General features: G+C 48.3%; 17 protein-coding genes. All 17 read left to right on the plus strand.

Features of this window, described 5'->3' with window-relative positions; genetic code table 11:
• Positions 1-147: 147 nt before the first annotated feature.
• The 17 genes from GWI56_RS06615 to GWI56_RS06695 all read left to right on the plus strand — a co-directional run bounded on the left by GWI56_RS06615 (position 148) and on the right by GWI56_RS06695 (position 20,532).
• Entirely contained in the window at positions 148-939 is a 792-nt protein-coding gene (locus tag GWI56_RS06615; protein ID WP_198572452.1) for a hypothetical protein, read from the plus strand.
• 152 nt (positions 940-1,091) lie between these two features.
• The gene (locus GWI56_RS06620) at positions 1,092-1,658 is read left to right on the plus strand and encodes a hypothetical protein (protein WP_198572471.1); all 567 of its coding nucleotides are present in this window, start codon (positions 1,092-1,094) and stop codon (positions 1,656-1,658) included.
• 146 nt (positions 1,659-1,804) lie between these two features.
• On the plus strand, positions 1,805-3,160 hold the full coding sequence (gene gorA, locus GWI56_RS06625; protein ID WP_113940197.1) for a glutathione-disulfide reductase: 1,356 nt from the start codon (positions 1,805-1,807) through the stop codon (positions 3,158-3,160).
• Between the two features lie 181 nt (positions 3,161-3,341).
• The gene (locus tag GWI56_RS06630) at positions 3,342-3,542 is read left to right on the plus strand and encodes a DUF1656 domain-containing protein (RefSeq protein ID WP_105250710.1); all 201 of its coding nucleotides are present in this window, start codon (positions 3,342-3,344) and stop codon (positions 3,540-3,542) included.
• Between the two features lie 6 nt (positions 3,543-3,548).
• The gene (locus GWI56_RS06635) at positions 3,549-4,412 is read left to right on the plus strand and encodes an HlyD family secretion protein (RefSeq protein WP_198572453.1); all 864 of its coding nucleotides are present in this window, start codon (positions 3,549-3,551) and stop codon (positions 4,410-4,412) included.
• A gap of 5 nt (positions 4,413-4,417) precedes the next feature.
• Positions 4,418-6,496 (plus strand): FUSC family protein, encoded by a 2,079-nt coding sequence (locus tag GWI56_RS06640; RefSeq protein WP_198572454.1) that lies wholly within the window; start codon positions 4,418-4,420, stop codon positions 6,494-6,496.
• Between the two features lie 163 nt (positions 6,497-6,659).
• The gene (locus GWI56_RS06645; protein WP_168826181.1) at positions 6,660-6,836 is read left to right on the plus strand and encodes a hypothetical protein; all 177 of its coding nucleotides are present in this window, start codon (positions 6,660-6,662) and stop codon (positions 6,834-6,836) included.
• A gap of 3 nt (positions 6,837-6,839) precedes the next feature.
• Complete coding sequence (putP, locus tag GWI56_RS06650; RefSeq protein ID WP_168826179.1) at positions 6,840-8,336, plus strand: sodium/proline symporter PutP; 1,497 nt, start codon at positions 6,840-6,842, stop codon at positions 8,334-8,336.
• An 11-nt stretch (positions 8,337-8,347) separates the two neighbouring features.
• Positions 8,348-9,448 (plus strand): glutamate 5-kinase, encoded by a 1,101-nt coding sequence (gene proB, locus GWI56_RS06655; RefSeq protein ID WP_198572455.1) that lies wholly within the window; start codon positions 8,348-8,350, stop codon positions 9,446-9,448.
• Positions 9,449-9,496: 48 nt separating this feature from the next.
• Positions 9,497-10,744, plus strand: a complete 1,248-nt coding sequence (locus GWI56_RS06660) for a glutamate-5-semialdehyde dehydrogenase (protein WP_198572456.1) — start codon at positions 9,497-9,499, stop codon at positions 10,742-10,744.
• Between the two features lie 402 nt (positions 10,745-11,146).
• Complete coding sequence (locus GWI56_RS06665) at positions 11,147-13,333, plus strand: TonB-dependent siderophore receptor (RefSeq protein ID WP_198572457.1); 2,187 nt, start codon at positions 11,147-11,149, stop codon at positions 13,331-13,333.
• A 39-nt stretch (positions 13,334-13,372) separates the two neighbouring features.
• Positions 13,373-14,014: a nickel transporter gene (locus GWI56_RS06670; RefSeq protein WP_198572458.1), complete on the plus strand. Its 642-nt coding sequence runs from the start codon at positions 13,373-13,375 to the stop codon at positions 14,012-14,014.
• 26 nt (positions 14,015-14,040) lie between these two features.
• A complete protein-coding gene (locus tag GWI56_RS06675) occupies positions 14,041-15,090 on the plus strand; it encodes an efflux RND transporter periplasmic adaptor subunit (protein ID WP_198572459.1) in 1,050 nt (349 codons plus the stop codon).
• Between the two features lie 4 nt (positions 15,091-15,094).
• On the plus strand, positions 15,095-18,262 hold the full coding sequence (locus GWI56_RS06680; protein WP_198572460.1) for an efflux RND transporter permease subunit: 3,168 nt from the start codon (positions 15,095-15,097) through the stop codon (positions 18,260-18,262).
• Positions 18,255-18,623 (plus strand): hypothetical protein, encoded by a 369-nt coding sequence (locus tag GWI56_RS06685; RefSeq protein WP_198572461.1) that lies wholly within the window; start codon positions 18,255-18,257, stop codon positions 18,621-18,623. The genes GWI56_RS06680 and GWI56_RS06685 overlap by 8 nt, the downstream gene beginning before the upstream one ends.
• Entirely contained in the window at positions 18,620-20,209 is a 1,590-nt protein-coding gene (locus GWI56_RS06690) for a PepSY-associated TM helix domain-containing protein (RefSeq protein WP_198572462.1), read from the plus strand. The genes GWI56_RS06685 and GWI56_RS06690 overlap by 4 nt, the downstream gene beginning before the upstream one ends.
• On the plus strand, positions 20,206-20,532 hold the full coding sequence (locus tag GWI56_RS06695; RefSeq protein WP_198572463.1) for a DUF3325 domain-containing protein: 327 nt from the start codon (positions 20,206-20,208) through the stop codon (positions 20,530-20,532). Before GWI56_RS06690 ends, GWI56_RS06695 begins: the two co-directional genes overlap by 4 nt.
• Positions 20,533-20,921: the final 389 nt, after the last annotated feature.

A 20,921-nucleotide genomic window follows, 5' to 3' on the forward strand; every position in this document is an offset into this window, starting at 1 on the left:
AACTAGTTCGCATTTAGGATTTACGTTTTATTTACCTACACATTGTTGCAATCTCGATCGCAAATCGAATCAATTCGCATTAATGTTTGTATGTGGGCAAGGTATTATCTGCATAACTAACGTACCTCGACCAAAATCAGCAAAAATATGGCAACACACTCAGTGAAACTTATCGCCAGCGTCCTCTGCACATTAGGGATCAACTGCCTTAGTCACAACGCAGTTGCTAATGAGGGCCTAGAACAAGTCGATAGTATTTCAAACACCATATTACCCCGCCAGATAACAGAACCTTTGGCGGTGACGCTGGATTTAGGTTGGGACAGCAAATATGTCTCACAGGGTCGCAATAACTTGCAAAATGGGGGTATTTATTGGCTCAATGCTACCGTTCAACACGGCAACTTAACCACTTATGCCTTAGTCGGACGCGGTGATAGCCAAGCCTATACAGAGTGGAATATCGGCCTTGAATATGGGTTCGACTTAGCCGAAAACCTAGAGGCCAATCTGGGATATCAGCGCATTGAAGGCTATAGCAATAGCCGCTGCCAAGATAACGAGCTATTTGCAGAACTCGCCTACAGCGCCACAGCTTGGTTGGTACCATCGGTGAATTATGTCTATTCCACAGAGGCGGCAGGCTACTTTATTGAAGTGAGTTTGCACAGTTATTGGAATATCACAGACCAATTCAGCCTCACGCCCTATATCACTCAAGGGTTTGATTTTAAATACCGCACAGAAGAACACGATGGCAGTAATAACCTGCAGTTTGGCCTCGAAGCGAATTATCAACTGACCCCAAGCATGAATATTAGCGGGCACATTAGCCACAGCATTGCCCAGAGTGATATTGAGCAAGAAGCCTCAGCCAATGGCGATATGAGTTCACAGGATCAAACCTATGCAGGCATCCACTTTGCAATAACGTTTTAACGTCGTTTTAGCTCTGTGTTTCTAGCGCTGTATTGCAACCTTCCTCTGTCAATTTATCCCGCGACATTTGGCAAAAACAAAGCTCACTAACTAAACTCAAAATGTCGACGGAGCGACTCACTATTCATATCGATTTTGCCGAGGAACAGGGAATGTTAACGCATCATTTCTATCTTATCCGAACCGCTATCATTACCTTGCCCCTGCTTTTTATCCCAGTGACAAGCTCGACTAATGCGCAACAGGTATCTGAGCCTGAACCGAGTCTAGAGTCCTTAGCGCAACCGACACAAACCGCGCCTTTGCCCCTAGGCACTTTGCTCGACAATGAGGGCAAGCCGATTAATGTGCCTAACCAAGTGCAAAGTGCATTCGAGTATTCACCCCCCACTGTCACACCCGCAGAGCCATCCAAAACCACTAAATCAACTAAAGCCACTCAATCGAACAAAGCCGCTAAGAGTAAAAAACTCAGTCGCAAACAACAGCTCGCCAGTCGTGAACATGTCGCCAATGATCCTAACTGCCGTTGGCTCGATAAACGTATGGATCAGCTAGAGTCCCTACTCGGCGACAAGCAAGATAACGCTGCTCAGCATCAAGCCGATGAACTCAGCGCCCGCCAAAAGGAGTGGCAATGTTTGAAATGTGGTGCAGAAGGCCCAGCTCAAAACGATCACTCTAAGTGCCAATATCGCCGCGAAACAGCCACACGATAACAACTGAATGCAACTTTAGGAGTATTTTTATTAAAAGCAATGCCTTATACGTTAGTGATGCAATAGGCTGGTCTGTTACCGCAAAGCCCCCTACAATGACCTTCTGCTGTAAAGCATCTCATCCTTGAAGTAAGACGGAGAAACTCATGGCTCAACATTTTGACTATATCTGCCTAGGCGCAGGCAGCGGCGGTATCGCCTCAGCAAACCGAGCGGCAATGCGTGGTGCTAAGGTTCTACTTATCGAAGCCAAACACGTGGGTGGCACCTGTGTAAACGTAGGTTGTGTGCCCAAAAAAGTCATGTGGTATGGCGCCCATGTTGCCGAAGCGATGAACCTTTACGCCAAAGATTATGGTTTCGACGTCACTGTTAATAAATTCGATTGGAACACTTTGGTCGAAAACCGCGAAGCCTACATTGGTCGTATTCACGATGCCTATGGCCGTGGTTTTGCCAACAATAAAGTGACGCTATTAAATGGCTACGGCCGTTTTGTGGATGGCAACACCATCGAAGTGGACGGCGAACATTACACCGCCGATCATATTCTTATCGCCACTGGCGGCGCGCCGACGATTCCGAACATTCCTGGCGCGCAATACGGTATCGACTCCGATGGTTTCTTCGCCCTACGCGAGCAACCTAAGCGCGTAGCCGTTGTTGGCGCGGGTTATATCGCCGTAGAAGTCGCTGGCGTGTTACACGCTCTGGGCAGTGAAACTCACTTATTAGTGCGTAAACATGCGCCGCTGCGTAACTTTGACCCTATATTAGTCGATGCTCTCGTCGATGCGATGGCAACCGAAGGCCCAACATTGCACACCCATAGCGTGCCAAAAGCCGTGGTTAAAAATGCCGATGACAGCCTGACATTAAACTTAGAAAACGGTGAAAGCATTACAGTCGATTGCTTGATTTGGGCAATTGGCCGCTCACCTGCAACAGGCAATATCGGCCTAGAAAATACCGAAGTGCAATTAGATAGCAAAGGCTATGTCATCACTGATGAGCAGCAAAATACGACTCACAAAGGGATTTACTGTGTCGGCGACATTATGGCGGGGGGCGTAGAGCTCACTCCTGTTGCGGTTAAAGCGGGCCGTTTGTTGTCCGAGCGTTTATTTAACGGTATGACAGATGCCAAAATGGATTACAACCTGATCCCAACCGTTGTATTCAGCCATCCACCTATCGGCACTATGGGCTTGACCGAACCAGAAGCCCGTACTCAATACGGCGACGATAACGTCAAAGTGTATACCTCGACGTTTACCTCCATGTACACAGCCGTTACGGCCCATCGCCAAGCCTGTAAGATGAAGTTAGTCTGCGCTGGCAAGGACGAAAAAGTCGTCGGTATTCATGGTATTGGTTTTGGTATGGACGAAATCCTTCAAGGTTTCGGCGTCGCCATGAAAATGGGCGCGACTAAGGCCGATTTCGATGCTGTGGTGGCTATCCACCCAACGGGCGCGGAAGAGTTTGTTACTATGAGGTAGAAGCGATTTTCGCTTTGATTTCATCATATTTAGGGCCAGCTTATGCTGGCCCTAATTGATCACAGATAGCATAAAACCATTAACTCTCACGCGACTTTCCTATAATCTCGACTGAGTACTTTGCATTTTAAACACTTAGTGCGGTTATCGCTGCGCCACTGTCATCGGGATGAATAGCGTAATGCTTAAAGAACTCGCGTTCGATGGTTTGTTATTTAGTCCATTAATTATCTTTATCCCCTTAGCTTTTCTGCTTTCCTGCATCACTCGCTGGGTACTCTATCAAACTGGGCTCTATCACAAGCTGTGGCGCGCGGCTTGGTTCGAAGTTGGGCTGTTTATCTGCTATCTGGCGTTGGTCATTTACTTGCTTGGGAGTTGATTGTTCATGGGAAAAATCTTTCGTATCAGCCTCACCCTTATTGTGGTCGCGATTGCAAGTATCGCCGGACATTGGATATGGTCGCACTACCTTTATTCTCCTTGGACCCGCGACGGCCGAGTTCGCGCCGAAATCATTACCATAGCGCCAGATGTATCCGGTTGGGTGAACCAACTGAATGTAAAAGACAATCAAGTCGTTAATAAAGGTGATGTATTGTTCACAGTGGACGATACCCGCTACAAAGCCACCATTGCCGAATTGAATGCCAAAGCGGAAAGCCAAAAATTAGCATGGGAACTGGCAAAACATAAATACAAACGCCGTATTGGTTTGACCAACGCCAACTTAGTCAGCAAAGAAACCTTCGACGAAGCCTTTATCAATACCGAACTGGCAAGAACCAGTTATGAACTCGCACAGGCACAATTGAATACCGCCAAAATTGACTTAGCGCGGACGCAAATTCACGCTCCCGAAAATGGCACCCTGATCAATTTAAGCCTGCGTAATGGCAACTATGTCAGCAAAGGCAACTCAGTATTTTCGCTCGTCAAACAAGACTCTCTCTATATCACAGGGTATTTTGAAGAAACCAAAATCCCCTTGGTTCACATAGGTCAAAACGCCGATGTCAGCCTAATGAGTGGCGGCCATGTCTTGCACGGCAAAGTGGTCAGCATAGGTAAAGCAATCGCCAATACCAATGTCACCACGAATGGACAGTTATTGCCGCAAATCGGCCAAACCTTTAATTGGGTGAGGTTGTCGCAGCGTATTCCGGTCGATATCCAGCTAGATAGCATTCCTAAGGACATAGAGCTGAGCGTCGGCATGACAGTTTCCATCCAGCTACAGACTGAAAAATAGTCATTATGACGCTGTTACTTAAGAGTTTATTTTTTCCTGACCGACGAACCCTCATCTTCGCGATTAAAGGCGTGATCTCGATGGCGCTCGCCTTATATGTGGCCATGTTTTTAAATTTAGAACGGCCATATTGGGCGCTGGTGTCAGCGGTATTTTTGCAAATTCGCCCCGAAAGTGGACTCGTGATCGAAAAGGGCTTATGCCAAATTGGCGGCACCTTAGTCGGTGCGCTCGCGGGGATTGCCATACTCAACGGGTTTATACCCTATCCCGAACTCGCCTTAGGATTACTCGCCTGCTGGATAGGGTTAAATTCTGGGTTGTCGGCCATGGTGCGCCAGCAAAACTTTGTCTATGCCTTTGCTATGGCGGGCATGACAGCCTGCTTGATAGTGCTCATTGTGATGGCAAGCCCAGGCACAGCCGATAGTGCAAAAATATTCGATGTGGCGCAGGCGAGGATCAGCGAAATTATCGTCGGCGCAATTTGTGCCGTCTTGGTCAGTTCGCTACTTTGGCCGACTAAGGTAAAACATGGTCTGCAACTGCATGCTAAAAACACAATTAATCAAACGCTTAACTATCTTGCATTAGAACTCGATTTACAGGGCGTACATGCGAGCCGCCATGAACATATCGACACTATTATGGAATCAGTATCGGCGCTGAGTGACGACTCCAGCGCAGTGATTTATGAAGGTCCAGAAGGACGCGGGCAAAGCCATGCGGCGAACTTTCTCTGCAATAAAACCCTTTCGCTGTTGGCGGCAATCCAAATATTTGGCCGATTACAACGTAATCACTCCCATCTGGTCAGCGAACCGCTCGCGAAAACCTTAGCCAATATGCGCAGCAGTTTTACCCTGATGGCGCAATCTACTGATGACCAAGAATGCTACAAAATGGCGCGTACTTTAAGGTATCAACTCCAACAAAACCTGATGCAATACCGCGACCGAACCCCATTAGAGACTCGCTTACTCAAAGTTGCGATGGAGTTAAGCGCCGATCTCATCATGGTGCTCAAGAGTTATAACGTACTGACAAGCAATTCTGCGGTACAACTCAACGCGCCGCCAATGGAATTTCACCGAGATCCACTGATAGGGTTTACGACCGGTCTACGCAGCATGGCGGTATTTGTCATTGGGGCTTCGCTGTGGATCGGCACAGGATCGAGCGCGGTACTCATGATGATCCTGATGCCAGTGGTTTTTTCCATCATGATGGCGCGCCAGCCACTGCCGATGCTAACCACGATTTTGCGCCGTATTCTTGTCGGTATCACTATCGCTGTACCCCTCACAGTGTTTTACGCTTTACCTTTGCTGGCAGAGAGTAGCGGCGATTTCGAAATCCTCATTTTAGTGCTCGCAGGCCCCTTTTTTATTGGGCTACTCGCTTTAGCGAATCGACCGACTTTACCCTATGGTCTCGGGATTTGCGTGCCGTTTGCGGTATTAGTACAGCCCAGTAATACCATTTCATTTGCGATAGAAAACACCGTCAGCAATGCCTTAGCGATTTTTGTTGGCGTCACTGTGCTGTATTGGTTGTTTAAATTGATTACCGAACCTAGCCAGCGGTTGATGCAATATCGTCTGCTGCAATCTATCCAAAAAGATCTAGTGCATATCGCGCAGCATAGCGATCCTGAGCCTTGGTTTAACGCCCGCATGGGCGATCGACTGCTGCGGATAGCCAGTTACGAAAAAGGCTCGGGCAAGAGTTCGAGGGTATTTACCGATCTGGTGTTCACTGCACTTAATCTAGGCCATGTGTCGATTCGAATGCGGCGCATGTTGCAGGGGATTTCAGATACGCACTCAGACTTAGGCTTAGGCTTAGAAAATGCACTCAACCTCTGGCAACACAATTTAGGCCAAGCATTTATCGCCTGCGCCCACGGCCAAGTCGCAGAAGAGTTTAACATCAGCAGCGAGGCCTTATTACAAGCGCTGGCGCAATGCCCGTTACCCCACGAACAATTCACTCTGATTACAGGGATGTTTGAACGCATCACATTAACCTTCGAACGCACTGCCCACAGTATCGCCGAGCAGAAAAACACCTCAGCAAAATAGTCAGTTCTCAAACTATTTTCCGCCCCAAAAGCTACTCTCGTACCGCCGCCACAACCATTTAAATCCAATAGAAGCTTGATATTTGGCCGATAAAATGCCTTAATATAATTAGATCACTAACTATATTGGTGATATAAATTCAATTATCAACCAAGGAGCAATTATGTCTACGGAGAACCCACCAGAGGAAAATCTTATCTCGCAAGTAGCAAGCTTTACCCGATTACACGCCAAGGAAACAATGCAGTTTATGTGTTTATGCGCAATATTAAGCACCTATCTCTTTGTCATTTTGAAACCGAGTATTATTCAAAATAACAAAGCGTTAGGAGACAAATAATCCATGAATTACCTGGCTTACGTTTCCTTAGCGATTTACTTTATCGCCATGCTTGCTATTGGCTTATTCGCCTATAAAAAATCCACCAGCGATGTATCCGGCTATATTTTGGGCGGCCGCAAGGTGAGCCCACAGGTCACCGCACTCTCAGCGGGTGCATCTGACATGAGTGGCTGGATGCTAATGGGTCTTCCCGGCGCAATGTTTTTGGTTGGTTTCGAAACCATTTACATCGCACTTGGACTATTAATTGGTGCTCTAATTAATTACTTGGTCGTTGCACCCAAATTAAGGGTCTATACCGAAGTCGCGGATAACGCCCTTACTATCCCGGAGTTTTTTGCTAAACGCTTCGGCAATGCCAACAGCAGTATCCGAATTATCTCGGCCGTGATCATTGTGATCTTCTTTACCTTGTATACCTCAGCGGGTTTAGTGGCTGGCGGTAAGTTATTTGAGTCAGCATTCGGCCTGAACTACGACATAGGTTTAGTCGTCACCCTCGGCGTAGTGGTTTCTTATACCTTGTTGGGCGGATTCTTAGCAGTGAGCCTCACTGACTTTGTCCAAGGCTGTATCATGTTTGTCGCTTTAATCTTAGTGCCCGTGGTGGCATATCAAGAGTTTACCAGCGCTGACACTATGCTGAACTTTGCGTATCAATCGATTCCACACTTCACCGATGCCATGCAAAACGTCACTATGTTAGGGCTTATCTCAAGCTTATCTTGGGGACTCGGTTACTTTGGCCAACCGCATATTATTGTGCGCTTTATGGCTATTCGTTCAGTCGCTGACATTAAAACCGCCAGACACATAGGTATGGGCTGGATGACAGTGACCATTGTGGGTGCACTGGCAACAGGTCTTGTCGGTATCGCTTACGCCAATAAATTTGGCATGAAGCTGACCGATCCTGAAACCATCTTTATCGTGTTTTCTGAGTTGTTGTTCCATCCGATCATTAGTGGCTTCTTATTAGCCGCAATTCTAGCCGCGATCATGAGCACCATTTCATCGCAACTATTAGTGTCATCAAGCTCGCTAACGGAAGATATTTATCGCGTGATCTCGAAGAAAGAATCTAGCGAAAAAGACATGGTGAAAATGGGACGTTTTGGCGTAGCTGGCGTGGCAATTGTCGCAAGTCTGCTGGCGCTTGACCGCTCTAGCAGTGTGCTATCACTGGTGAGTAATGCATGGGCAGGATTCGGTGCAGCCTTCGGTCCGTTAGTCTTGTTTAGCTTGTATAAAGCTAACTTAACCCACAAAGCCGCGATTGCCGGCATAGTGTCAGGTGCAGCCACAGTGCTGTTTTGGATTTATGCACCAGTACTTGCTGACGGTAAAGCTTTAACCACAGTGGTGTATGAGATGATCCCCGGCTTTGCCGTGAGCAGTGTGGTGATTTGGATAGTCTCGTTACTCGATACTGATCCCTGTGCCAAAACCACTAAATTATTCCATAAGGCTGGCCGTGTTTTAGCCGAAGACAGATGAGGCGCGCAGGTATGACTGACTTATCCTGGAAACGCATTGTCGTTAAAGTCGGTAGTGCCCTGATTGCTCCACACAAACAAGGTTGCAGCAGTCACTACTTACTCGGCATTGCCCAATTTATTACTTATTGTCGTGCCCAAGGGATCCAAGTTGTCTTGGTCTCTTCGGGCTCCGTCGCTGCAGGATGGCATCACTTTGGCGAGGTTGATAAACCGAGCGTCACAGTGAAAAAAGCCATGGCTGCAGCGGGTCAGGCCGATATGATGGCCACATGGAACAAGTTATTTGATTTCCCAACCGCACAGCTACTGTTAACCCACGGTGATTTACGCAATCGAGATCGTTACATCAGTATTAAAGACACGATTTTCAGCCTACTCGAACATGGGCTATTGCCTATCATCAACGAGAACGATGCCGTCACCGCCGACAAGCTCAAAGTTGGCGATAACGATAATCTCTCGGCCATGGTCGCCGCGGCGGCCGATGCCGATACGCTGATTATCTGTTCGGATGTGAATGGGCTTTACACGCAAAACCCCCATGAATATCCCGATGCACAGCTTATCAAGCAGGTGACCGAGATTAATGCCGAGATCTACGCCATGGCGGGCGGCGCCAGCAGTGCCGTCGGTACGGGGGGAATGCGGACTAAGATACAAGCCGCCAAGAAGGCGATTTCCCACGGGATCGAAACCTTTATTATTAATGGTTTTGATGCCGACTCATTCAACCAATTGTTGAAGGGCCAAAACCCAGGAACCTTATTTACCCCCGATGAGAAGCCAATGCAGGATCACTTGCACTGGATGACACATACCTCGCAGGCTCAAGGCGAAGTCATTGTTGAAAATGACTTTAATATCGCCCTTGATATCCATAGCGAGCAATTGACCAGTGACGATGTCGTTGCAATCAATGGGGACTTTTCTGTCGGTGACACCATTTTAGTACGCAAAGACGATGGCACTAAATTGGCCAAGGCCAAATCAAATTACAGCAGTTGTTTACTTAGCTTTATTACGGACCAAGACGATCGCGAGTTTGCCAGTGAATTTCAGCAAAAGACTGGACCGATTATTTCCGAGAAAAACATCGCCATTCTCGAATAAGCATCAGCCGAATAAAACTAAGCGAGTAAACATCTGAGCGGAGTAAATATGAATTTAATCAAAAACTTATCTCAAGAAGCTGCCAAAGCGGCTCTTATTCTCGCCCAAGTTGACGAACAGCTTAAAAATACTGTACTCCTCGACATGGCGCGTTCATTACGTGAAAAGTCCTACGAAATCCAAAGCGCTAACTTGATTGACCTACACAGAGCAACAGCCGATAACCTTGCCCCTGCAATGCTCGACCGTTTAACGCTAACACCAGAACGCGTAGAAGCCATGGCAGTAGGGATTGAAACCATCGCTGCCTTACCCGATCCCATTGGCAACGAACGCTATATTGGTCAACGACCTAATGGTTTATCCATCAGTAAGATGCGCGTTCCATTGGGCGTGGTTTGTATGATTTATGAAGCGCGCCCCAATGTCACCGCCGATGCGGGTGCCCTGTGCTTTAAATCCGGTAATGCCGTGATTTTGCGCGGTGGTAAAGAGGCGCTGCACAGCAGTAAAATTATCGCCACTATTTTACAAAGCGTATTGAAACAATACGGCTTGCCCGAGGCGTTAATCACAGTGGTGCCCGACCCAGATCGCGCCCTCATGCTAGAACTGCTGCAGCAACGAGATTATATCGATGTGATCATTCCCCGCGGCGGCGAAGGCTTGATAAACTTTGTGACTGACAACAGTAAAATCCCAGTGATCCAGCATTTTAAAGGCGTGTGTCATTTATACGTCGATAAAGATGCCGATCTGGATATTGCTATGGACTTACTGCTCAACGGTAAAACCCAGCGCACTGGCGTATGTAATGCCCTCGAAGCCCTATTAGTACACCAAGAAATTGCCTCGCAATTCCTGCCTAAAGTAGCCAAAGCGCTGGCCAAGCATAAGGTTAAAATCAACGCTTGTACTCAAGCCGGTGGTTATTTTGAAAACTGTACTTACATGGAAGAAGACGATTTCGGCCAAGAGTATTTAGATCTCGAAATTGCCATTCGCCAAGTCGATCACTTTGACCATGCTATCCAACATATTGCCCGTTTTGGTAGCCAGCACACCGAAGTGATTTGCACCGAAAACGAAGTCACTGCCGCACACTTCCAACGTGCGGTCGATGCTTCTGTGGTAATGGTCAATGCCTCTTCGCGCTTCTCCGACGGCAGCGAACTCGGCCTTGGAGCAGAAATCGGCATCGCGACCTCTAAGCTACATGCCTACGGCCCAATGGGACTCGAATCCTTGACCGCTGAGAAGTATTTAGTCTCAGGCACAGGCCAAGTGCGGGCGTAAACCTAAGGTGTAAATCATACTTTTAGGCTTAACAAGTCCGTTGGATTTCGATTCAATTGTAAAGATTAAAGGCCACAGTCAGTAACGACTGTGGCCTTTTTGTTAGCTAAAGGAACTTGAGTCACAACAGCTTTTGTTCCCAGTCGATGCCCTGAAACCGAGTTATAGTAAGGCATGCGCTAAAACCTCAGATCCCACTGCGACGGCTTATCACAGCTCGCTGACAAGCTATTCGCCAATAAGTTACAACCCAGCTTAAACAATTTACACATTGAGCATATTGCATTTATTTTCAACAAACCTATCATGCGATCGATTCTCATTTGCACCTAAACACTTTATTTGCACTCAGGATCACCAATCATTATTTAATCTGAAATCGCCTGAAAGGATTGAAATACCATGCCTCCCCTATCTGCTTTAACGTCTTGGCGCTCGCCATTGATCCCTGTACTTCTCAGCACACTTACTCTGACGGTTCAAGCCAATACTGACCCTAAGCAAGATGAGAAAAAAGATACAGAACAGATAGAAAGATTGAACGTGGTAGGAACATACACCCGCGCGGCAATGAATAGCGCCACGGGTTTGTCTATGTCACTCAAAGAAACCCCACAAAGCGTCACTTTGATTACCGAAGAGATGATCAGTGACAAAGGTTTGGTCACTATGGAGTCAGTGTTAAATCACACTCCTGGCGTCACTATGGTGGGCGATGCCTCTGAAAATAGTCAGATATTCGTGCGCGGTTATGCACTCGACAGCGGGGTGCAAATTGACGGCTTAATCACAACCTCTTCATCCCATGTTTACAGCGGCTCAATTGATCAAGGTTTAGACCCTGTGATTGCCGAACGGGTTGAAGTATTAAAAGGTGCGGCTGGGATTTTAAGTGGTTTAGGTGAACCTTCTGCCACGGTTAATTTTATTCGTAAACGTCCAACGGATGACACCCGCGCCACGGCAAGTGCGAGTTATGGCTCATGGAATACCTATAGATTAGAAGCCGATGTTTCTGGCTGGCTAACGGATTCGGGCAATGTGAAAGGTCGATTCGTGAGTGCGGTGAAGAAAGGCGATTCTTTTATCGATCGCTATCAGCGCGATACCACAGTGCTCTATGGCGTAGTTGAAACGAGTCTCGGCACAGATACTAGCTTGTCGCTGTTTGCGGACTATCAAAAATCACAAACCGACGGTGTGTATAACTGGAACTCTAATCCCGCATTTTATACCGATGGCACAGCTGTCGATTTTGGCCGCAACTACTCTAGCTCACAGGACTGGACCCATTGGGACGTGACCCAAAAAAGTCTCATGGCCGAGTTTAAACATAGATTCGATAACGACTGGTCACTCGTCAGTGCCTATCGTATTGCTAACGCCACCATAGACGCATTGGCCTTTTACCCAGGCGATTATATCGTCAAATCAACCGGCGAATTTGTTGGCCCTTGGGGCGATACCTATGCCGCCCAACATGATCGCGAGTCAGATACCAACAGTTTCAACCTGTATGCAACGGGTAACTTCGACTTACTCGGCCGTGAACATAGCGCTGTGATCGGTTTTAACTACGGTGACAACGAGTTCGATAACATCAACACTGAATCTGGACGCCAACGTCGCTATAACGTCGCGGATCAGGGCAATTACCCCAAGCCTAATATTCCTAATTCACCCACCAATGGCCAAACCAATGAGCAAAGCCAATCGGGTGTTTACGGCACTGTCCGTGTCAATGTATTGGATTCACTGAAATTAATGGTCGGTGGACGCGTAAGTAACTGGTCCTATGAAAAGCATGATCTCGTGGGTAACAGCACAGATGCGACCATGGAAAAAACCGGTATTTTCATCCCCTACTACGGCCTAGTCTACGATGTGACCGAGCAGATTGCTGTCTACGCTAGCCGTACTGAAATCTTCAAACCTGGCACCTATTTTGGTGAAGATGGCCAACTGCTCGAACCTGCAGAAGGCACAAACGTCGAAGGCGGCGTCAAGGTCGCGCTGTTCGATGACACGCTAAACATGTCAGCCGCCGTCTACGAAACCAATAAAGACAACGAACCCGAATATGCAGGTAAAGGTCAGCTACCTTCCGGTGACTCTATCTACGAAAGTGTGGATGGGATTACCACCAAAGGCTATGAGTTAGAAATTGCCGGACGTCTTACCGACTTATGGGATATCAGCGGTGGTTATACCCACAACAATGCAGAAGATAAAGATGGCCTACGTCGTCAAACTTATCTGCCCGAAGATATCTTCAAACTCACCACTAAATATAACTTTGAAGATATTCTGCCGGGCATTACTGCAGGTGCGAGCTGGCGCTGGCAGAGCAGCACCTTCTATCAAGGCACTATTTGGGGTGTCGATGGCGCGCCGAATGTGGCTTACCGCCAAACACAATCAGCCTACTCACTCGTTGACTTAATGTTTGGCTACCAAATCACACCTTCTATTTCTATGCAATTGAACATTAACAATATTTTTGACAAGAACTACAACCGCTCACTCTGGGGTTACGCCGACTTTGGCGAGCCACGTAATGCCACACTGTCACTACGTTGGACGCTCTAAAACATAGCCCTAACCCGAAATAACATTAAGGATGATCAAATGAAACAAGCACTTGTAATACTCACTTTACTCGGCGGTATCGCTTTTTCGGCTCAAGCACATGAAGTATGGCTTGAGCGTAATACCGATGGTTCGGTTAAAGTGCAATTTGGCGAACCGGGTTCAGAGCAAGCTTCGGCAGAAGAGTTAGCATCGTTAAGCGCGGCGCGTATTTTCGCCGCCAATGCCAAGACGCCGTTAACCGCCACAGCACAAGCCGATCATCTACTGGTCAAAACCCAAGATAGCAAGAGTGACATCAGTTTCTATGCCGATACCGCGTGGCAACCATGGAAAACCGAGACCGGATTGCAGGCTGCAATACTCTATGCCCGCACGGGACAAGAACACACAAAAGCGCTGCAAGATTTTGAATTTACACCAGTAAAGTCAGGCGTTCCCGAGTTTGTGCTTAGCTATAAAGGCGCACCACTGGTGAATCATCCAGTACAAGTTTATCGCCCCGGTTTTTGGAGTAAATCTTTCACCACCGATGCCCAAGGTAAATTCGCCCTCGATACCCCAGATGCGGGCCGCTATTTGCTCGTCAGTAATCACACCACAGAAGGTAAACAAACACTCGCAGGCAACGAGGTTGATAGCGTTTTACACATCACCACCACGAGTTTTATCACTCAGTAAAAATCTTATAGTGAGATGGAGTTAACGTGCGTTATTTAATGATAGGTTTATACATGCTGTGTTCTGCAGTACACGCAAGCACAGCACCTGTAACAGTCGCCTTGCCCCAAACAGGCAGTACCAATGAACTTTTGCCACTCAGTGGCTCCATTAAATCCGCACGGGTAGCCCGCTTATCTGCACGTACCGATGGCCTAGTTGCCAAAGTACTGGTCGATGCGGGCTCTAACGTTACCGCTGGCCAGCCTTTGCTCGCACTCGATGACACCTTAGCCATACACCAATTAGCACAGCGTCAGGCCGATGTAATGGCCGCTAAGACCATGCTGGCAGAAAAGCAGCGACTCCTCACCGAAGCGCAAACACTCAGTTCTCAGCAATTATTTCCCGAAACTGAGCGCGCGATTCGTCAAGCGGCGTTAACCGAAGCCGAAGCTAATCTGCAGAGTTTAACGGCGGCATTAGCACACCAAAAAGAGGTGGTCGCCCGCCACCAACTGATCGCGCCGTTTGCGGGAGTGATTTCAAGCAAACAAACTGAAACCGGTGAATGGGTCAATGTCGGCACTGAAATCTTCACCTTAGTATCCCAAGAACAGCTCTGGCTCGATATTCAAGTCCCACAGGAAATGTTCCAAAACATAGCCACTGCAACTCAAGTCGATATTGCCGCAGATATGCTGCCTGAACAGCAGTTTATCGGCCATGTGAATGCACTCGTCCCCGTGAGCGACCACAATGCTCGCAGCTTCTTGGTGCGCTTAACCATTCCTGATGCGAGTGGACTTTTGATGCCCGGCACATCGGCCACTGCGACCTTCCACTTACAGCGGGCGCAACACAGTGTTGTCGTGCCGCAAGATGCGCTAGTTCGTCACCCGGACGGCCAGTTCAGTGTCTTTACCGTGCAAAACAACATAGCCCAACGGCATACCGTTCAAGTGGGCCACACGAGCGCCATCGGGATTGAAATCCTTAGCCCATTACCTAAAAACGCGCCCGTAGTGATCCGCGGTAACGAAAGCCTACAAGACCAACAGCCAGTCTCTGTACTCAACTCTGCTGTAGGAGGTTAGTGGGATGCTGAAGTTTGGAATTAAACATGGCACCTTACTGTCTGTCATCGTCTTGATATTTTGCGTATTGGGCACGGCTGTAGCACTGCGTATCCCAATCCAAATGATCCCCGACTTAGATGTGCGCACCATCAGTGTCGCCACAGGTTGGCCGGGAGCAACACCGCAAGACGTCGAGAAAGAAATTCTGCTTGAGCAGGAACGCTACCTGCGCACCCTGCCCAACTTACAACGCATGACATCTTGGGCTGATACGGGTTCGGCATGGATAGAACTCGAATTCCCCCAAAGCACTGAGATAAGCGATGCGCTTATTCGTGTTAGCAATGCGCTCAGCCAAGTATCGTCCTACCCAGAAAACGTCGACCAACCACGGCTTTACAGCAGTTCATATTCAGACAACGCTTTCATGTATTTCCGCCTCGTGCCTGTCGCGGGGAACCCGCTGAATCTAGACATAGACATGATGCGCGATTTCGCTAACGACTTTATTCGCCCACAAATGGAGCGCGTCAAAGGCGTCTCCTCCGTCACCATTCAAGGTGGCGCTGAACGACAAATCCAAATACGGCTCGATCCTGCCAAACTCGCCCAACGCGGCATCAGCATTATGGACGTGCGCCAAGCCATTCGAGATCGCAACAAAGACACTTCTGCGGGCGATATCGACAGTGGTAAAAAACGTTATTTACTGCGGGTAATTGGCCGTTTTGAGGATTTAAATCAACTTAAGCAACTGATTTTAAAACGCCAAGGTAATACGAATATTCTGCTGCAAGACGTTGCCGAGATAAAACTCGACCACGCCGAGATCCGAGAACTGTCCTTTGCCGAACAAGAACGTACTCTCAGCTTAGCGGTCAAACGGGATGTCGGTTCTAACGTTATCGCCATCAAAGATGCCATGATGCCCGTGATAGCGCAGATCAATCAAAATCAACTCGCCCAGCACGCCATGCAATTAGAGTTATTCAGTGATGATGTACGCTATGTGCAAGATTCGGTTGCAAATGTGTGGGTCAATTTAGGCCTAGGTGCCTTACTAGCAACCTTAGTGATGTATCTCTTTTTACGCTCGAATCGAGCCACCCTGATTGGTGTTATCGGTATTCCGCTGTGTACCTTAGCCGCCTTCGTCGGGCTGCTGGTGTTTAATCGCACTATTAATGTCATTTCACTGGCGGGTGTTGCCTTTGCCATAGGCATGACGGTCGATAACAGCATTGTGGTGCTCGAAAGCATTGAACAAGCGCGCAGACGCGGATTAGAGCGTCTCGAAGCAGCCATAAGTGGTATCTACGATGTCTGGCCCGCAGTATTAGCCTCGACGCTCACCACAGTGCTAGTGTTTGTACCCATTCTATTTATCAAACAAGAAGCGGGGCAACTGTACTCGGATATCGCGATTGCCATCGCTTCATCCATTATCGCTTCTATGCTGGTCGCGGTGTTCATCGTACCCGCCGCTATTGCCCGTTTTGGTTTCGGTAAGATGCACTCGGCGCAGACAAACCAAAGTGAGCCGCCCAAAGCATCACGCATATTGAGCTTAGTCAGCCAACTTGTACTGTCGGCAAGACGCCGCGCCTTTGTGATTGTGCTGTCACTCGTCTCGACGATCGGGCTTGCGGCTTGGCTTATGCCTCCGGCCGAATATTTACCCGAAGGCGAAGAACCAAAAGCCTTTACTTCTATGGTCGCACCGCCGGGTTACAACCTATCGGAAATGGCTAAAATTGCTGAAGAATTAACGACTCAGCTATCCGCGAGAGTCAATGCCGAGGCGGCATCCTTTGAACGTGGTGAGCAAAAAATCCCGCCGCTAAAATACTATACCCTCAGCGTGGGTGTCGGCAGTATTTGGGTGATGAGCGAACCCGTTCGCAGCCAAGATATGGATGCCATGATGAGTTCACTCACCGCCTTGTTTGAGCAATATCCGGGCATGCGCGCCTATTCATCGCGGGGTTCCATTATTTCCAGCAACGATGGTGGCACCCGCGCTGTCGCCTTGGATATTTCTGGCCCGAATCAAGCCAGTCTCTATCGCGCTGCCGAAGCGGCGTATCAAGCGGCGGAAAAAGTATTTGCCGAGCCGCAGCTGTATTCTGACCCATCGACCTTGTCGCTAGACCAACCGCTGTGGCAGATCTCCCCTCGCTGGCAACGTCTTGTAGAACAAGATTTTAGCGGTAGCGAGTTTGGCTATGCGGTTTCGGCACTGAGCGATGGCGCCTATGTCGACGAGTTTTTCCTCAATGATAACAAGGTGGATATCTTTCTATTTAGTCTGGCAGGCAATCAACAGAGTCTGTCGCAATTAGCGCTCGCTCCGATAGTCACGCCTAAGGGCAATGTACTGCCACTGCAAGCCTTGGCCGACATTAGCGAGCAAATGGATAGCGACAGTTTACGCCGCGTCGATGGCCGCAGAACCGTGACCCTTTACATTATTCCGCCGCGTTCCATTGCGTTAGAAACCGCTGTGGCTAAGGTGCGGGAAGAATTAGTCCCCATCCTCTATCAACAGGGTGCTGTCGGCAAAGATGTCAGTTTGGACATTTCGGGCGCAGCTGATCAACTCGAAGCGACGAAAGCGGCACTCTCCAGCAATTTTCTGGTCGCCGTGTTGATCATCTACTTGTTATTAGTCGCGATTTTTAATCACTGGGGTTATCCGTTATTTGTGCTGATCACTATCCCGCTCGGACTTGCGGGCGGTTTAGTCGGCTTACAAGCGCTTAATTATACTGGCAGCTTATTTGCGTATCTTGGCGGCCAAGGTTGGCACCAACCCTTTGATATGATTACTATGCTTGGATTTCTAATCCTATTAGGCACAGTCGTTAACAACCCGATTTTGATCGTGGAACAGAGCCGTAAAAACCTGCAATCGGGTCAGTTTAGTGTCGTTGATGCCGTCAAATCTGCCGTCGCCAGTCGATTACGACCGATTCTAATGTCTACCGCGACGACCTTGTTTGGCTTATTGCCGCTGGTGTTATTCCCCGGTGCTGGCAGCGAACTCTACCGCGGCGTTGGCATAGTGGTATTGGCAGGTCTTATCGTGGCAACGCTACTCAGCTTAACCTTTTTACCCGCCTTGTTAATCTCTGTGCTATCCCGCACTCACAAAACAAATTCAGCAGAAGTGGCACACCATCATGACTGAAAAAACCAACATGACTCCACCGTTAACACAAAGACTGATGCGCTGGAAAACGTCAGCCATCAGGAACGATAGCCTGCACATAGGCAATCGCTGCCTCGCAGCAACCTTTGGTGGCTATTTGTTAAGTGCGGTAGCGACTATTTTGCTCGCACAAATCCTGCCGTTATCTCAGGTTGATCGGGTGTTAACCGCCATGATGCTGTCATTTACTGTGTACACCTGCGCCGTGATTTGGGTGTTCAGCGTTAAATCAACATGGCGATACTGGCTGGATTTATTCGCGCTCAGCGGTCTGCTGTATTTAGCTTACCTCGCCGCTAAAGCGTTTGATGCTACAAGTGCTCAAGGGAGTGGATTATGAAAGACTCCTTTTTTCGTTCAATGACTTGGCTACACACTTGGGTTGGATTGCTCACCTGCTGGGTGTTGTTTCTGGTTTTTTTCGCCGGAACAGCGGCCTATTACCGTGCTGAAATCAACCTGTGGATGCAACCCGAAAACCACGGCAGCCAATATGATGCCAATGCGGATAATCAACAATTAATACTCAAGGGCCTCACGTCCTTGGCACAACAAGCGCCTGACGCTGAGTCGTGGTGGATTTACTTACCCACACAACGGGTGCCATTACTGACCTATGCATGGAGCGATCCCGCCGCTGAAGGCCAGCGATTTGGTGATTATCATCAAGGCTTTATTAACCCTGCGACAGGTGAAGCCTTACCTAAAGCACGGGAAAGCCGAGGGGGCGACTTTCTCTATCGACTGCATTTCGACTTGTACTATATGAGTGTGCTCACAGCGCGTTGGATTGTCGGCTTTTGCACTATGTTCATGCTAGTCGCCATCATCAGCGGGATAGTGATCCACAAACGTATTTTTAAGGATTTTTTTAGTTTTCGCCCCGGAAAAGGCCCGCGCTCTTGGTTAGATGCCCATGTCGCCAGCTCAGTTCTCGCATTGCCCTTTCATCTTATGATCACTTACACCGGCCTAGTGACTTTGATGTTTATGTATATGCCATGGGGACTTAACACGCAATATGGTGATGAAACTCAAGCCTTTTATTCGCAATGGAAACCCATTTACCAAACTCCCGCCGCCACTGGCACACCAGCCACTATGCTCGATAGTCAGAGTTTACTCAGTGCGATTCACAGTGTCGTGGGTGAGTCGCCACTTGAAGGCTTGCAGTTTGATAATCTCAACGACAGCAATGCCAGCGTAACAGTCAAAATCGCCCCTGAGCACAGCTTAAATCAGCAAGCGCCTTGGTATCACTTGTCTACTGTGACCGGTGCTGTGTTAGCGCAGTCGGCTGTGACTTCGGGAGCGAATCAAACCCAAAGTGCCATGATAGCCCTGCACAGTGGTCGCTTTGCTGGCCAAGGCCTACGTTTACTGTATTTACTGGCGGGATTAACGGGCTGCGTGATGATCGCCAGCGGCGCGATTATGTGGGCCGATAAACTGGCAAAAAAGCAGCTTAAAAAAGATAAGAATCATAGCGGGCTCACGCTAGTGAACATGTTGAATCTCGCCACCTTTGCTGGCCTGCCCATTGCGTTAGCCTGTTATTTTTATGCCAATCGACTCTTACCCGTCACCTTTGCGGATAGAGAGAACTGGGAAATCCATTGTTTCTTTATCAGTTGGGCGTTAGTCGCACTGCTCGCTTGTTTCAAACGAGATAAACAAACATGGCAACGACTCTTTTTACTCACATCCTTGCTTTATGGCCTGCTACCTCTGCTCAACGCCATGACTTCACAGTTTCAGCTGATAAGCAATCTACAGCGCCAAGCCTATGTTCTCGCAGGATTTGATCTCATGATGCTCGCACTTGCAGCGCTGTTTTACATGGCAGCCAAACGCTTGCGTAGCCCTAAAAAAGTGCTGGCTACACGGGTAACCAAAGCGACGGCAGAATTAGGAGTTGAATCATGATAGCCACAGGCGAATTGTTAACCTGTTTTATCGCCATGGGGCTGTTGGCATTGTCTTATTTTGGCCACCACCGGGCCGTGCGTAACCGCCCGTTAACCGATGCACAGGCACGCGGATTTCGCACCGCTGGTACTGCAACGCTCGTCCTGTGCTATTGGCTTGCCAGTCGTCATTACGGCCCAGCGTACGCCAGCGTATTACTGCTTGGCTGGGTATGTTTGAGTTCGATAATTCTAGTGATTTTACTCAGCTACAAGCCGCGTTGGCTACAGCCCATATTACCCGCCAGCACCGTAGTGTGTTTGCTCGGTTTGCTGTATTAAATACCGAATGAAATCGATTATGAGCGAGGCTAATTGATAAAAATCATAGAGTAGGGATTGTGAGATGAGTTCTTTTTAAAGCGATAAACACATGAGTGACGACATAACTAATGATTAAGCACTCTCATTCCAGTGACTCGCCGTGAATATATCCCTATAGGCTCGACGGCGGCATCCATGCCGCCAACGGTCACTTACATACGAGTGCTTAATCTCGTTAATCCTGAGACATCACAGTAAAACCAAATATTCTCGATGAAGCAGAAGAATTGACATTGATTGTTAACCACAGTTTTTAAGTAAAGAATCCGCCTTCTTAGAAGGCGGCTTTGACTTGCCCCTGGAAGGGGCTATTCCAAGAACCTACATCATCTGCAACGACAATTGAG

Source organism: Shewanella sp. DW31 (assembly GCF_015767295.1).
Classification (GTDB): domain Bacteria; phylum Pseudomonadota; class Gammaproteobacteria; order Enterobacterales; family Shewanellaceae; genus Shewanella; species Shewanella oncorhynchi.

Bases quoted from the DNA above. Each gene is read 5' to 3' on its own strand.
- GWI56_RS06680 (WP_198572460.1), top strand. From the start codon at position 15,095: ATGCTGAAGTTTGGAATTAAACATGGCACCTTACTGTCTGTCATCGTC.
- GWI56_RS06630 (WP_105250710.1), top strand. From the start codon at position 3,342: ATGCTTAAAGAACTCGCGTTCGATGGTTTGTTATTTAGTCCATTAATT.
- GWI56_RS06640 (WP_198572454.1), top strand. From the start codon at position 4,418: ATGACGCTGTTACTTAAGAGTTTATTTTTTCCTGACCGACGAACCCTC.
- gorA (WP_113940197.1), top strand. From the start codon at position 1,805: ATGGCTCAACATTTTGACTATATCTGCCTAGGCGCAGGCAGCGGCGGT.
- proB (WP_198572455.1), top strand. From the start codon at position 8,348: ATGACTGACTTATCCTGGAAACGCATTGTCGTTAAAGTCGGTAGTGCC.
- GWI56_RS06670 (WP_198572458.1), top strand. From the start codon at position 13,373: ATGAAACAAGCACTTGTAATACTCACTTTACTCGGCGGTATCGCTTTT.
- GWI56_RS06660 (WP_198572456.1), top strand. From the start codon at position 9,497: ATGAATTTAATCAAAAACTTATCTCAAGAAGCTGCCAAAGCGGCTCTT.
- GWI56_RS06635 (WP_198572453.1), top strand. From the start codon at position 3,549: ATGGGAAAAATCTTTCGTATCAGCCTCACCCTTATTGTGGTCGCGATT.
- GWI56_RS06615 (WP_198572452.1), top strand. From the start codon at position 148: ATGGCAACACACTCAGTGAAACTTATCGCCAGCGTCCTCTGCACATTA.
- GWI56_RS06665 (WP_198572457.1), top strand. From the start codon at position 11,147: ATGCCTCCCCTATCTGCTTTAACGTCTTGGCGCTCGCCATTGATCCCT.
- GWI56_RS06690 (WP_198572462.1), top strand. From the start codon at position 18,620: ATGAAAGACTCCTTTTTTCGTTCAATGACTTGGCTACACACTTGGGTT.
- GWI56_RS06695 (WP_198572463.1), top strand. From the start codon at position 20,206: ATGATAGCCACAGGCGAATTGTTAACCTGTTTTATCGCCATGGGGCTG.
- GWI56_RS06685 (WP_198572461.1), top strand. From the start codon at position 18,255: ATGACTGAAAAAACCAACATGACTCCACCGTTAACACAAAGACTGATG.
- putP (WP_168826179.1), top strand. From the start codon at position 6,840: ATGAATTACCTGGCTTACGTTTCCTTAGCGATTTACTTTATCGCCATG.
- GWI56_RS06645 (WP_168826181.1), top strand. From the start codon at position 6,660: ATGTCTACGGAGAACCCACCAGAGGAAAATCTTATCTCGCAAGTAGCA.
- GWI56_RS06620 (WP_198572471.1), top strand. From the start codon at position 1,092: ATGTTAACGCATCATTTCTATCTTATCCGAACCGCTATCATTACCTTG.